Origin of the sequence: Cryobacterium sp. (assembly GCF_026786305.1) — a bacterium.
Classification (GTDB): domain Bacteria; phylum Actinomycetota; class Actinomycetes; order Actinomycetales; family Microbacteriaceae; genus Cryobacterium.
In genome coordinates this window covers 1-12,098 of the sequence record NZ_JAJAYI010000047.1, presented here as the reverse complement: position 1 = coordinate 12,098, position 12,098 = coordinate 1, and the positions used below count along the sequence as shown (strand labels likewise).

10 protein-coding genes are annotated in these 12,098 nt (G+C 63.8%); 8 read left to right on the top strand and 2 right to left on the bottom strand.

Annotated features, from left to right (window positions below; genetic code table 11):
* Window positions 1–180 precede the first annotated feature (180 nt).
* Together LH475_RS05125 and LH475_RS05120 are read right to left on the bottom strand one after the other, a co-directional pair.
* Window positions 181–306 carry a hypothetical protein gene (locus LH475_RS05125; protein ID WP_297413036.1) on the bottom strand — a complete coding sequence of 42 codons (126 nt, stop codon included), beginning with the start codon at window positions 304–306 and terminating at the stop codon, window positions 181–183.
* Between the two features lie 127 nt (window positions 307–433).
* On the bottom strand, window positions 434–1,081 hold the full coding sequence (locus tag LH475_RS05120) for a PadR family transcriptional regulator (protein WP_196844280.1): 648 nt from the start codon (window positions 1,079–1,081) through the stop codon (window positions 434–436).
* A 201-nt stretch (window positions 1,082–1,282) separates the two neighbouring features.
* Between LH475_RS05120 and uvrA the strand changes: the two genes are divergently transcribed.
* The 8 genes from uvrA (at window position 1,283) to tpiA (ending at window position 11,970) form a co-directional block, all read left to right on the top strand.
* Window positions 1,283–4,150 carry an excinuclease ABC subunit UvrA gene (gene uvrA, locus LH475_RS05115; protein WP_196844281.1) on the top strand — a complete coding sequence of 956 codons (2,868 nt, stop codon included), beginning with the start codon at window positions 1,283–1,285 and terminating at the stop codon, window positions 4,148–4,150.
* 14 nt (window positions 4,151–4,164) lie between these two features.
* Window positions 4,165–6,075, top strand: a complete 1,911-nt coding sequence (gene uvrC / locus LH475_RS05110) for an excinuclease ABC subunit UvrC (RefSeq protein ID WP_196844282.1) — start codon at window positions 4,165–4,167, stop codon at window positions 6,073–6,075.
* A 71-nt stretch (window positions 6,076–6,146) separates the two neighbouring features.
* Window positions 6,147–7,022 carry an RNase adapter RapZ gene (gene rapZ, locus LH475_RS05105; protein WP_196844283.1) on the top strand — a complete coding sequence of 292 codons (876 nt, stop codon included), beginning with the start codon at window positions 6,147–6,149 and terminating at the stop codon, window positions 7,020–7,022.
* Window positions 7,023–7,106: 84 nt separating this feature from the next.
* Complete coding sequence (whiA, locus tag LH475_RS05100) at window positions 7,107–8,096, top strand: DNA-binding protein WhiA (protein WP_196844371.1); 990 nt, start codon at window positions 7,107–7,109, stop codon at window positions 8,094–8,096.
* 108 nt (window positions 8,097–8,204) lie between these two features.
* Window positions 8,205–8,831 (top strand): superoxide dismutase, encoded by a 627-nt coding sequence (locus LH475_RS05095; protein WP_297413034.1) that lies wholly within the window; start codon window positions 8,205–8,207, stop codon window positions 8,829–8,831.
* 115 nt (window positions 8,832–8,946) lie between these two features.
* Window positions 8,947–9,954 (top strand): type I glyceraldehyde-3-phosphate dehydrogenase, encoded by a 1,008-nt coding sequence (gap, locus tag LH475_RS05090; protein WP_196844285.1) that lies wholly within the window; start codon window positions 8,947–8,949, stop codon window positions 9,952–9,954.
* Window positions 9,955–9,964: 10 nt separating this feature from the next.
* Window positions 9,965–11,179 (top strand): phosphoglycerate kinase, encoded by a 1,215-nt coding sequence (locus LH475_RS05085; protein WP_297413033.1) that lies wholly within the window; start codon window positions 9,965–9,967, stop codon window positions 11,177–11,179.
* Window positions 11,170–11,970: a triose-phosphate isomerase gene (tpiA, locus tag LH475_RS05080; RefSeq protein ID WP_196844287.1), complete on the top strand. Its 801-nt coding sequence runs from the start codon at window positions 11,170–11,172 to the stop codon at window positions 11,968–11,970. Before LH475_RS05085 ends, tpiA begins: the two co-directional genes overlap by 10 nt.
* The last annotated feature ends 128 nt before the right edge of the window (window positions 11,971–12,098 follow it).

The window sequence follows — 12,098 nt, the reverse complement described above, 5'->3', positions numbered from 1 at the left end:
GGGCCCCCGCCCGCGGGGGGTCGGGCCGCCCCGCGCCGCGGCGCCCCCCCCGGCCGCCGGGCCCCGGCCCCCCGGGCCGGCCCGGCCCCCCCCCCCCCGCCGCCCCCCCCCCCCCCCCCCCCCCCCCCCCCCCCCCCCCCCCACGACTTCACCGGTCTACCGGGCCGGTTAGACCCTGGCTCAGCCGATCACGATCGCCTGGCTGAGCCTGTTGCCCTCGATGACGACCTCGCTGCTGGTCGGTGGAGTCAGCCCGCCCGCCACGGTCAGCAGGGCCGATTCACCCGAAGCGGATGACCCCATCACCGCGACGAGTTAGCCGCGCCTAACGGTGAGGTCGACCCCGGCCCGAGCTGTGATCGCGGTCTCGGCGCGACCGTACCGTATCGAGACGCCGTCACGACTCAGCAGCACGTCACCAGCACGTCGTCGGTCATGAGCGCCCCTGCGCTGCCGTCATATGCGCTGCGGGTGCCTCCGTTGAAGCAGCAGCCTTGGCCGGGCGGCCCCGCTTGGGCACCTCGGTGTTCAGGGGCAGGGGAGCGGCTGTTCCGGCGCCCACCGCGCGTGCCAGCCGGGCCTCGCAGTGGTCGAGCCAGCGCGCCTCTGACTCCGTTGCGAAGATGAGCGAGTCGATCACGAGCAGCCAGGCGAGTTGCTCAGATGATCCTGGGTCGGTGGTTGAGTTTTTCGTACGGTTCAGCTCCTGGAGCGTGCGCACTGTCGCGCTGCGCTGCACGTGGATCACGTGGGCGATGTCCACGCCCGGCAGCGTCACGGCGATCGCGAGCTTGATGGCGAGCTCGTCGCGGGTTGCCCTCGTGCGCACGACCGGGGAGCCGAGCCAATCGGCGACCTCTGCGCGTCCGGCGGCCGTGATCTCGACATAGTTCTGGCCACCGGCGTCGATATCGGCCTTCTGCACCAGGCCGTCCCGCTCAAGGCGGTCGAGCGTGTTATAGATCTGGCCGACGTTGAGCGGCCAGGTCGACCCGGTACGACGATCGAACTCGGCCCGGAGCTGGTAGCCGTAACACGGCCCCTGGTTCAGGATGGCGAGCAGACTCTGGCGAACAGACATACGGCCTCCGGCAATTCATACGGCTAATAAGTACCGAGTATATACATACCCGGCAGCTAGACGTGTGATCTCGTGGCGCGTGTCTACGAAAGCGGGACTCGTTGCAACCGGGCAATGGCGGCACACGTGCCATGAGCGCAATCCGCGGATGAATGGCGCCTCCGGTACGAGACTGTCGGTGGCGTTGCATAGACTCGATGGGTGTCGATTACGAAGGTAGAAACAGGTCCGAAACTCAGTGTGCGCGGAGCCCGCGTACACAACCTCCACAACGTTGATCTGGAGATTCCGCGCGATTCGCTCGTCGTCTTCACCGGGCTCTCGGGCTCGGGCAAGTCGTCCCTCGCCTTCGACACGATCTTTGCCGAGGGCCAGCGCCGCTATGTGGAGTCGCTCTCGGCCTATGCCCGGCAGTTTCTCGGCCAGGTCGACCGGCCCGACGTCGACTTCATCGAGGGGCTGAGCCCGGCGGTCTCGATTGACCAGAAGTCAACCAACCGCAACCCGCGCTCCACGGTCGGTACGATCACCGAAATCTATGACTACATGCGCCTGCTCTGGGCCCGTATCGGCGTGCCGCATTGCGCTATCTGCGGCGAGGTCATCCAGTCCCAGACGGTGCAGCAGATCGCCGACCAGCTCATGGAGCTGAAGGCTGGCATCCGATATCAGGTGGTTAGCCCCGTCATTTCGCAGAAGAAGGGTGAGTTCGTCGACCTGTTCCAGGAACTCGCCGGCGGAGGCTACTCCCGCGCGATCGTCGATGGCACCCAGATCCAGCTGAGCGAACCGCCCGTGCTCAAAAAGCAGCAGAAGCACGACATCTCCGTCGTCGTTGACCGGCTCGTGGCCGGCCCCGAGCTGCTCAGCCGCCTCACCGACTCACTCGAAACTGCCCTTAAACTCACCGACGGCCTCGTGCAGATCAACTTTCTCGACGAAGAAGGCGACAAGGCCTGGCAGAACTACTCCGAGAAGTTGTCCTGCCCGAACAACCACCCGGTGCAGCTGACCGAAATCGAACCGCGCACCTTTTCCTTCAACGCCCCGTTCGGCGCCTGCCCGGAATGTTCCGGCCTTGGCACCCGAATGTCCGTTGACGAAGACCTGTTGCTCGGCGACCCCGATCTAAGCATCGCCGAGGGCGTCGTACTGCCCTGGACCACCCAGGGCAAAGGCCTGTTCCAGTACTACGAAAAGCTGCTCGATGGCCTCGCTCGCGATCTCGGCTTCTCCCTCGACACTCCGTGGGGCGATCTGAACGGTGAGGTGCAGAACGCCGTCATGCGTGGCGACAACTTTGAGGTGCGGGTCAAGTGGAAGAACCGCTACGGCCGTGAAATGAGCTACACCTCGGGTTTCGAGGGTGTCGTGCCCTACATCGAACGCCAGTACCTGCAGGCCGAGAGCGACACGCAGCGTCAGCGATGGGCGGAATATCTGCGCGAGGTCGACTGTCACGTCTGCAACGGCACCAGGCTCAAGCCCGAGGTACTCGCTGTGCTCGTGCACGAGCACAGCATCGCCGATGTCTGCGCACTCAGTTTGAGCGACGCCCGCGAGTTCATGGCCAAGCTGACCCTGACCGACCGGGAAGCGGTCATCGCCGCGCAGGTGCTGCGCGAAATTCGCGCGCGCCTCGACTTTTTGATTCGGGTCGGACTGACCTACCTCAACCTGTCCAGGGCCGCGGCGACCCTCTCGGGTGGTGAGGCGCAGCGCATCCGCTTGGCAACCCAGATCGGGTCGGGCCTCACCGGGGTACTCTACGTGCTCGATGAACCGAGTATCGGCCTGCACCAGCGCGACAACCGTCGCCTGATCGAAACCCTGGTCACCCTGCGCGACCTCGGCAACACGCTCATCGTGGTCGAACACGACGAAGACACCATCAAAACGGCCGATTGGATCGTCGACATCGGCCCGGGCGCCGGGGTCAATGGCGGTCACGTCGTGCACTCCGGCTCCTATAAAGGTCTGCTGGCGAACACGAAATCACTCACCGGCGACTACCTGGCCGGGCGCAAGTCCATTGCCACTCCGCAGACCCGCCGCCCGATCGACCCGGAACGCATGATCGGTGTGACCGGTGCGGAGGTCAATAACCTGCAGAAGGTATCGGTGACGTTCCCACTCGGCACCTTCACGGCCGTCACCGGGGTCAGCGGCTCAGGCAAATCGTCGCTCGTCAACGACATTCTCTACCGGGTGCTCGCCAACCGCCTCAACGGTGCCCGCAAGCTGCCAGGCAAGCACACCCGCGTGACCGGGCTGGAGCAGCTCGACAAGGTCATCCACGTCGACCAGGCGCCGATTGGCCGTACCCCGCGCTCCAACCCGGCCACCTACACCGGAGTGTTCGACAAGATTCGCACCCTGTTCTCCGAAACCATCGAATCAAAAACCCGCGGCTACCTGCCCGGACGGTTCAGCTTCAACGTCAAGGGCGGACGCTGTGAAGCCTGCTCCGGGGACGGCACGATCAAGATCGAGATGAACTTTCTGCCCGACGTCTACGTGGCGTGCGAGGTGTGCGGGGGAGACCGGTACAACCGCGACACGCTCACCGTGCACTACAAGGGCAAGAACATCGCCGAGGTACTGGACATGCCCATCAGCGAGGCGGCCGATTTCTTTGAACCGATCTCGTCGATCCACCGCTTCCTCAAAACTCTCGTCGAGGTGGGCCTCGGCTATGTGCGCTTGGGCCAGAGCGCCACCACCCTCTCCGGTGGCGAAGCGCAGCGGGTGAAGCTCGCCACTGAGCTGCAGCGTCGGTCCAACGGGCGCAGTGTGTACGTGCTCGATGAGCCCACCACCGGGCTGCACTTTGAAGACGTGCGCAAACTGCTACTCGTGCTCAACAGCCTCGTCGACAAGGGCAACACCGTCATCGTGATCGAGCACAACCTCGACGTGATCAAGTCCGCCGACTGGGTCATCGACCTCGGTCCCGAGGGAGGTTCCGGCGGCGGCAAGGTACTCGCCGTCGGCACCCCCGAGCACATCGCCACGGTTAAAAAGAGCTTCACCGGCACCTTCCTGAAGGAGGTCCTGGCTGCCGGCTAGGCGGCCGCTCGGCCATGTCTGACGCCCTGAGCTATCGCCCCAGAACGGGCGAGATTCCCACGACCCCGGGGGTCTACCGGTTTCGTGACGCAACCGGGCGCATCCTCTACGTCGGTAAGGCCAAAAACCTACGGGCGCGCCTGAGCAACTACTTCGCACCGCTGAGCAGCCTGCACGATCGCACACGACGCATGGTGACCACCGCGACCGGCGTGGAGTGGACCGTCGTCGGCACCGAGGTCGAGGCTCTGCAGCTCGAGTGGATGTGGATCAATGAGTTCGATCCCCCGTTCAACGTGCAGTTCAAGGACGACAAGTCCTACCCGTACCTGGCGGTGACCCTGGGCGACGAGGCACCGCGCGCCCTGGTCACCCGCACCGAGGGCATCAAGGGCGCACGCTATTTCGGACCGTACCCCAAAGTCTGGGCCGTGCACGAAACCATCGAGCTCATGCTCAAAGCCTTCCCCATCCGCACCTGTAACAATGCCAACTACAAGCGGGCGACGCAGAGCGGCAAACCGTGCTTCGCCGGCCAGATCGGGCGGTGTTTCGGTCCGTGCTCCGGCCTGGTGTCCATCGAAGATCACCGCAAAATCGTGAACAAATTTGTGAGCTTCATGGGCAGCCACGACAAGAAGCTCATCAATGAGCTCACCCAGGAGATGAAAGACGCCGCGGCCGCCCAACAGTACGAGATCGCGGCGAAGCGACGGGACCAGGTGCGGGCCCTCAACGCCGTGCTCGAGAAGAGTGCGGTCGTGCTGCGCGATAACGTCGACATTGACCTTTTCGCCGTCGAGCAAGACGAACTCGCGGCCGCCGTTCAGCTGTTCATTGTGCGCGGCGGACGCATTCGCGGTGTTCGCGGATGGATGGTCGACAAGGAACTCGACGTCACCATGAGTGAACTCATCGACTCCATGATGCAGACGGCCTACAACCACGACACCAGACCGCCGCGGGAGATCGTGCTCCCGGAGCTGCCCGACGACGCCGAAGCCCTCGAAGCCTCGCTGGCCGAGCTGGCCGGTCGCAAGGTGCGTCTCGTCGCTGCCCAGCGTGGTGAAAAGGCGGCCCTGCTCGTGACGGCCACCAATAACGCTAAACAGGCGCTCATGCTCTACAAGACGCGGCGGAGCTCCGACTTCGTGGCACGATCCAAGGCGCTCGAAGACATCCAGGACGCCCTTGAGATGCCGGCCGCTCCGCTGCGCATGGAGTGCTACGACGTGTCGCACCTGAGCGGCACCAATATCGTCGCGTCGATGGTCGTCTTCGAAGACGGGCTACCCCGCAAGGACGAATACCGCCGCTTCAATATTCCCGAATCGTCCGACGACACTGACTCGATTTACCAGATTCTGACTCGACGGCTTGCCTACTTGAAACCCGAGTCCGCGCCAGCGGATGCCGCAGGTCCAGCGCCGAGCGTCGTCGCCGCTGTCGACCCGACCGACATCGCCCAGATCGAGCACAAGCGCGCCAAATTCAAATACCAGCCGAACCTGCTCATCGTTGACGGCGGCCAACCGCAGGTTGCCGCCGCCAAACGTGCCCTCGCCGAGTCCGGCGTGACCGGCATTCAATTGTGCGGAATCGCCAAGCGACTGGAAGAAATCTGGCTTCCCGACTCCGACTACCCGGTGATCCTGCCGCGCAACAGTGACGCATTGTTTCTGATCCAGCGAATCCGCGATGAAGCACACCGGTTCGCGATTACGCATCAGCGCATCCGACGCAAGAAAGACATTTCCTCGATTCTGGGTGAAATCGCCGGACTCGGGCCGGCTCGGGTGAAAGTATTATTACAACATTTCGGGTCGGTGGCGCGACTCAGGGTTGCCTCCGTGGCGGAAATAGCGGATGTTCGCGGCATCGGCCCGGTGCTGGCCGAGTCGATCCACGCCCACCTGCGCGCCTGAAGGAACCGGAACGCCCCGGCGCTGGGTAGGCTTGATAGTCCACCCACTTCTCATTAAGGCGCTTTCAACGAATGACTACGGACCCCGACAAGCAGGAAGTGCTGATCGTTACGGGAATGTCCGGGGCGGGACGATCCACCGTCGCCAACGCCTTAGAGGACCTCGACTGGTACGTCGTTGATAACCTTCCACCGCAAATGCTGCGGCCGCTGGTCGATCTGGTCGAACGGGCCGGCGCCAACTTGCCCAGAATCGCGGCGGTTGTCGACATTCGGGGCCGCGACCTGTTCGGTGACTTTCTGGAGACCGTGCAGCAGCTGCGCAGCGGCGCCCAGGTGCAGGTGATCTTCCTTGAAGCCCGGGATGACGCGCTCGTGCGCCGTTTTGAATCCGTGCGTCGGCCGCATCCACTGCAGGGCGACGGAACGCTTCTCGACGGGATCGCGGCCGAGCGGTTCCGCCTACTTGCTGTTCGGGAGTCCAGCGACCTCGTCATTGACACCTCCGACCTCAACGTGCACCAGCTCGCGACGACGATCACCGAGCGGTTTGCCGCCGAGGGACGCGCGGGTGTGCAGCTGACCATCATGAGCTTCGGCTTCAAATACGGCATGCCGACGGACGTCGATCTGGTCGCGGATGCCCGCTTTCTGCCGAACCCGTTCTGGATCCCCGAGCTGCGCGCGCACACCGGCGTCGATCCGGAGGTGAGAGACTTTGTACTTGCCCAAATTGGTGCCCTCGATTTCATCGACCACTACGCCGCCGCCATGGCGCCGGTGTTGGCTGGCTTCCAGAGAGAGAACAAACGCCATGCCACCATCGGCATCGGGTGTACCGGAGGCAAACACCGCTCCGTCGCCATGGCCAGAGAACTGGCGTCTCGGCTCGAAAAACTTCCCGGCGTTGCGGTCAATATCAAACACCGCGACCTCGGACGCGAATAAGCGAGGCCGGGAGCAGCAGCCGCTGCTCCTCCGGGCTCTCACCACTCAGACCTAACGCAACGGATCAACAGAATGGAAAAGCGATTGGCACTCACCGCCGACGTTAAAGATGAACTTTCGCGCGTGGAGGTCTCCAAGACCACCGTGCGCGCGGCCGAACTGGCCACAATCCTCCGGTTCTCGGGCGGTTTGCACATGATCAGTAGCCGCATCGCGATCGAATCCGAACTTGATACCGCGATCCTGGCCCGACGGGTCCGTAAGGACCTCGCCGAACTCTACGGCGTGCGCAGTGCCATGCAGGTCATCGCCGCCACCGGCATCCGTCAGTCCAGCCACTACCTCGTACAGGTGATCGAGGGAGGCGAAACACTGGCACGTCAGACTGGCCTGTTGGATGCCCGCCGTCGACCGATTCGCGGTCTGCCGAACCGGCTGACCACCGGTTCGAAAGAAGAAATCGCCGCCGTCTGGCGCGGAGCGTTCCTCGCCCACGGTACGTTGACCGATCCGGGCCGCTCAGCGGCTCTCGAGGTCGTCTGCCCCGGCAACGAGGCCGCTATGGCGCTCGTGGGCGCGGCCGGACGCCTCGGTGTTGCGGCGAAGGCACGCGAGGTCCGCGGCGTGCACCGCGTCGTCATCCGCGACGGCGACGCCATCGGCGCGATGCTCGTGCACATGGGCGCGACCAACACGGTACTCAACTGGGAAGCTCTCCGCCAGCGCCGCGAAGTGCGCGCCACAGCGAATCGGCTGGTCAACTTCGACGACGCGAACCTGCGCCGCTCCGCAGAAGCTGCCGTCGCAGCCTGCGCCCGCGTGCAGCGGGCCATGGATATCCTCGGCGAAGACATCCCCAAGCACCTGCGTTACGCCGGAGACCTGCGCCTGAACTTTCGCGACTCCAGCCTCGACGAACTCGGCCACCACGCCGAACCGCCGATGACCAAGGACGCCGTCGCCGGCCGAATCCGACGCCTGCTCGCCATGGCCGACAAGAAAGCGATCGAACTCGGCGTCGAAGGAACCGACGTTGGCTATCCGGTTCACCCCGATGATGTGGCGCTCCTATAACGCTCAAGATCGCGAATTCTGTGGGTCGCAACGCCCGCGGGTAGACTAAGTGTCGCTTACAACGCCGCCGCACCCGGTGCGGCGGCAACACTCACAAGGAGATAAGTAATGGCCGAATACACCCTGCCCACCCTTGACTATGACTACGCGGCTCTTGAGCCCAGCATCAGCGGCACCATCATGGAACTCCACCATGGTAAGCACCACCAGGCGTACGTCACCGGCGCCAACACGGCACTGGCCCAGCTCGCGGACGCCCGCGATAGTGGAAACCTTGCCAACGTGAACAAGCTGGAGAAGGATCTCGCCTTCAACCTCGGCGGCCACGTCAACCACTCCATCTTCTGGACGAACCTGTCCCCGAACGGTGGCGACAAGCCAGTCGGCGAGCTCGCTGCGGCGATCGACGATCACTTCGGCTCTTTCGACAAGTTCCAGGCGCACTTCACCGCTGCAGCACTCGGCGTTCAGGGTTCCGGCTGGGCCGTCCTCGCCTGGGACTCCATCGGACAGCGTCTGATCATCCAGCAGTTCTTTGACCAGCAATCCAACTTCGCAGCCGGAACCGTTCCAGTTCTCATGCTCGATGTCTGGGAGCACGCCTACTACCTCGACTACCGCAACGTGCGCGCCGATTACGTCAAGGCTTTCTGGAACATCGCCAACTGGGCAAACGTGCAGGAACGGTTCACCGTCGCACGCGAGAACACGAGCGGCCTCCTGCTCCTTTCGTAGCCTCCTGCTAGTTTCGTAGCCTGCTGGTGCCCCGAACGAATCGGGGCATCAGCGTTCCCCTCCCGCTTTACTTTCACTGCGCCCCGCGGCGCCTTTTCACAATCAGGAGCTATTTATGTCCGTAAAGATCGGCATCAACGGATTCGGCCGCATTGGTCGTAACTACTTCAGAGCAGCCCTTTCCAAGGGCAGCGACATCGAAATTGTCGCAGTCAACGACCTCAGCGACCCCGCGTCGCTCGCCCATCTGCTCAAGTACGACTCTGTCGGTGGCCGGCTCAACGCCACTGTTGAGGTTGACGGGGACAACATCGTTGTCAACGGCAAAGCCATCAAGGTGCTCGCCGAGCGCGATCCCGCCAACCTGCCCTGGGGCGCACTGGGCGTTGAAATCGTCATTGAGTCCACCGGACGCTTCACCAAGGCCGTCGATGCCCAGAAGCACATTGAAGCCGGCGCCAAGAAGGTCATCGTTTCCGCTCCCGCAACCGGAGCCGACGTGGCGACGCTCGTGCTCGGTGTGAACGAAAACACCTACGACGCCGCGATCCACGACATCATCTCGAACGCGTCCTGCACCACGAACTGCCTCGCGCCGCTCGTAAAGGTGTTCCTCGACAACTTCGGCATCGAGCGTGGCCTCATGACCACCATCCACGCGTATACCGCGGACCAGAACCTGCAGGACGGCCCGCACAATGACCTGCGTCGTGCCCGCGCCGCCGCGCTCAATATCATTCCGACGTCGACCGGCGCTGCCAAGGCGCTCGGCATCGTCATTCCGGAGAGCGTCGGCAAGCTCGACGGCTACGCCCTGCGCGTTCCGGTTCCGACCGGCTCGATCACCGACCTCACCCTCACCGCCTCGCGTGCGGTGACGGTCGAAGAAGTGAACGCCGCCTACAAGGCCGCAGCCGAGGGACCGCTCAAGGGCATCCTCAGCTACACCGAGGACCCGATCGTCTCGAGCGACATCGTCGGCGACCCGCACTCCTCGATCTTCGACGCCGGGCTCACCAAGGTGATCGGCGACCAGGTCAAGGTTGCGTCCTGGTACGACAACGAGTGGGGTTATTCCAACCGTCTCGTCGACCTCACCGAGTTCGTCGCCGAGCGACTCTAACGGCCGCGCGGTGACGTTACGCACGATTGACTCGCTCGGGCCTCTCAGCGGCAAGCGGGTTATTGTCCGCTTCGACCTGAATGTTCCGTTGAAGAACGGTCAGATCACCGACGACGGGCGAGTGCGGGCGTCACTGCCCACCCTCAACGCCCTCGTCGCTCAGGGCGCCCGCGTGGTGATCGTCTCTCACCTCGGGCGCCCCGACGGGGCCGTTGATGCCAAGTACAGCCTGAAACCCGTTGCCGCTCGATTGAGCGAACTGGTGAATCTCCCGGTCGCGTTCGCCACCGACACGGTCGGCGACTCAGCGACCACGGCCGTAGCGGCGCTGCAGAACGGCGATATCGTCGTTTTGGAGAACCTGCGCTTCAACGCCGGTGAAACCAGCACAGCGGATGCCGAGCGCCTCGCGTTCGCGGAGCAGCTCGCGCTGCTCGGAGACTCACTCGTGTCCGACGGATTCGGGGTCGTGCACCGCAAGCAGGCAAGCGTCTTCGATCTCGCGTCGCTGCTACCGAGCGCTGCAGGCCTGCTCATCGCGGCTGAACTCGACGTGCTTGAGCGTCTCACCGAGAAGCCGGAGGCCCCGTACACGGTCATCCTCGGCGGCTCGAAAGTCAGCGACAAGCTCGGTGTCATCGGACACCTGCTTCCCCGCGTGAATTCCCTGCTCATCGGCGGCGGCATGCTGTTCACCTTTCTCGCCGCCCAGGGGCACACGGTCGGTGCCAGCCTGCTGGAGAGCGACCAGATTGAAACGGTTCGCGGCTATCTTGCCGAAGCCGAACGTCTCGGCGTGAAAATTGTTCTCCCGACAGATGTCATAGTTGCGTCGAAGTTCGGCGCGGACGCTGAGCACGTCATCACCGCAGCTGACGGAATCGAGAACACTCCGTTCGGCGCTACCGGCCTCGGCCTGGACATCGGGCCTGACACGGCGGCGGCGTTCGCCGACATCATCCGTGCGTCCAACACCGTGTTCTGGAACGGTCCGATGGGCGTTTTTGAACTCGCTCCGTTTGCGGAGGGCACCCGCACGGTGGCTGCCGCGCTCACCGAGGTCACCGGCCTCAGCGTGGTCGGTGGCGGCGACTCAGCCGCGGCCGTTCGTATTCTCGGTTTCCACGACGACCAATTTGGTCATATTTCTACCGGCGGTGGCGCAAGCCTTGAATTCCTCGAGGGCAAGCGTCTACCAGGACTGGAGGTCCTCGGATGGCAGTGAACATCAACCCTCGGCGTACACCGCTGATTGCGGGCAACTGGAAGATGAACCTGGACCACCTCCAGGCCATAGCTTTCGTGCAGAAGCTCGCCTGGAACCTCAAAGACGCCGGTCACGACTTTACCGCAGTCGAGGTCGCGGTCTTTCCGCCGTTCACCGACCTGCGCAGCGTGCAGACGCTGGTGTCGGCCGACAGGCTTCCGGTGGCCTTTGGAGCTCAGGACGTGTCCGCTCAGGATTCCGGCGCCTACACGGGTGAGATCTCGGGTGCCTTCCTGGCCCAGCTGGAATGCCAGTACGTCATCATCGGGCATTCCGAGCGCCGAACCCTGCACAATGAGACCGACGAGCAGGTGGCTGCCAAGGTAACCGCCGCGTTGAAACACAACCTCGTGCCGCTGATCTGCGTCGGTGAAAGCGCCGAGGATCTCAAAGTGCACGGTCCGAGCGCTGTTCCGGTCGCCCAGCTCCGTGCCGCCCTCACCGCTGTCACTCACGCGGCCGACATCGTCGTTGCGTACGAGCCGGTGTGGGCGATCGGCTCCGGCCAAGCTGCCACCCCGGAGCAGGCCGAGCAGGTTGCCGCTGCGCTCCGCGGCGTTCTCGCCGACACCCTCGGACAGGATGTGGCCGACAAGACCCGCATTCTCTATGGTGGCTCGGTCAAGAGCGGCAACATTGCCGCATTCATGCGCGAGCCCAACGTTGACGGGGCATTGGTCGGCGGTGCCAGCCTGGATATTCCGGAGTTCTCGAGCATTATTCGGTATCACAAGCACGTCGGCCTCTAAACCGACACGTTCCTGAATTTGCGGGAGCGGGGGGGGGGGGGGGGGGGGGGGGCCCCCCCCCCCCCCCCCCCCCGGGGGTATTATATTTATTTTTTGTGGGGGTGGGGGGGGCGCCGAGGGTTTTTAAT

Excerpts from the sequence above, each read along its gene's own strand:
- LH475_RS05120 (WP_196844280.1), bottom strand. The coding sequence starts at position 1,081 with ATGTCTGTTCGCCAGAGTCTGCTCGCCATCCTGAACCAGGGGCCGTGT.
- uvrC (WP_196844282.1), top strand. The coding sequence starts at position 4,165 with ATGTCTGACGCCCTGAGCTATCGCCCCAGAACGGGCGAGATTCCCACG.
- rapZ (WP_196844283.1), top strand. The coding sequence starts at position 6,147 with ATGACTACGGACCCCGACAAGCAGGAAGTGCTGATCGTTACGGGAATG.
- LH475_RS05095 (WP_297413034.1), top strand. The coding sequence starts at position 8,205 with ATGGCCGAATACACCCTGCCCACCCTTGACTATGACTACGCGGCTCTT.
- gap (WP_196844285.1), top strand. The coding sequence starts at position 8,947 with ATGTCCGTAAAGATCGGCATCAACGGATTCGGCCGCATTGGTCGTAAC.
- tpiA (WP_196844287.1), top strand. The coding sequence starts at position 11,170 with ATGGCAGTGAACATCAACCCTCGGCGTACACCGCTGATTGCGGGCAAC.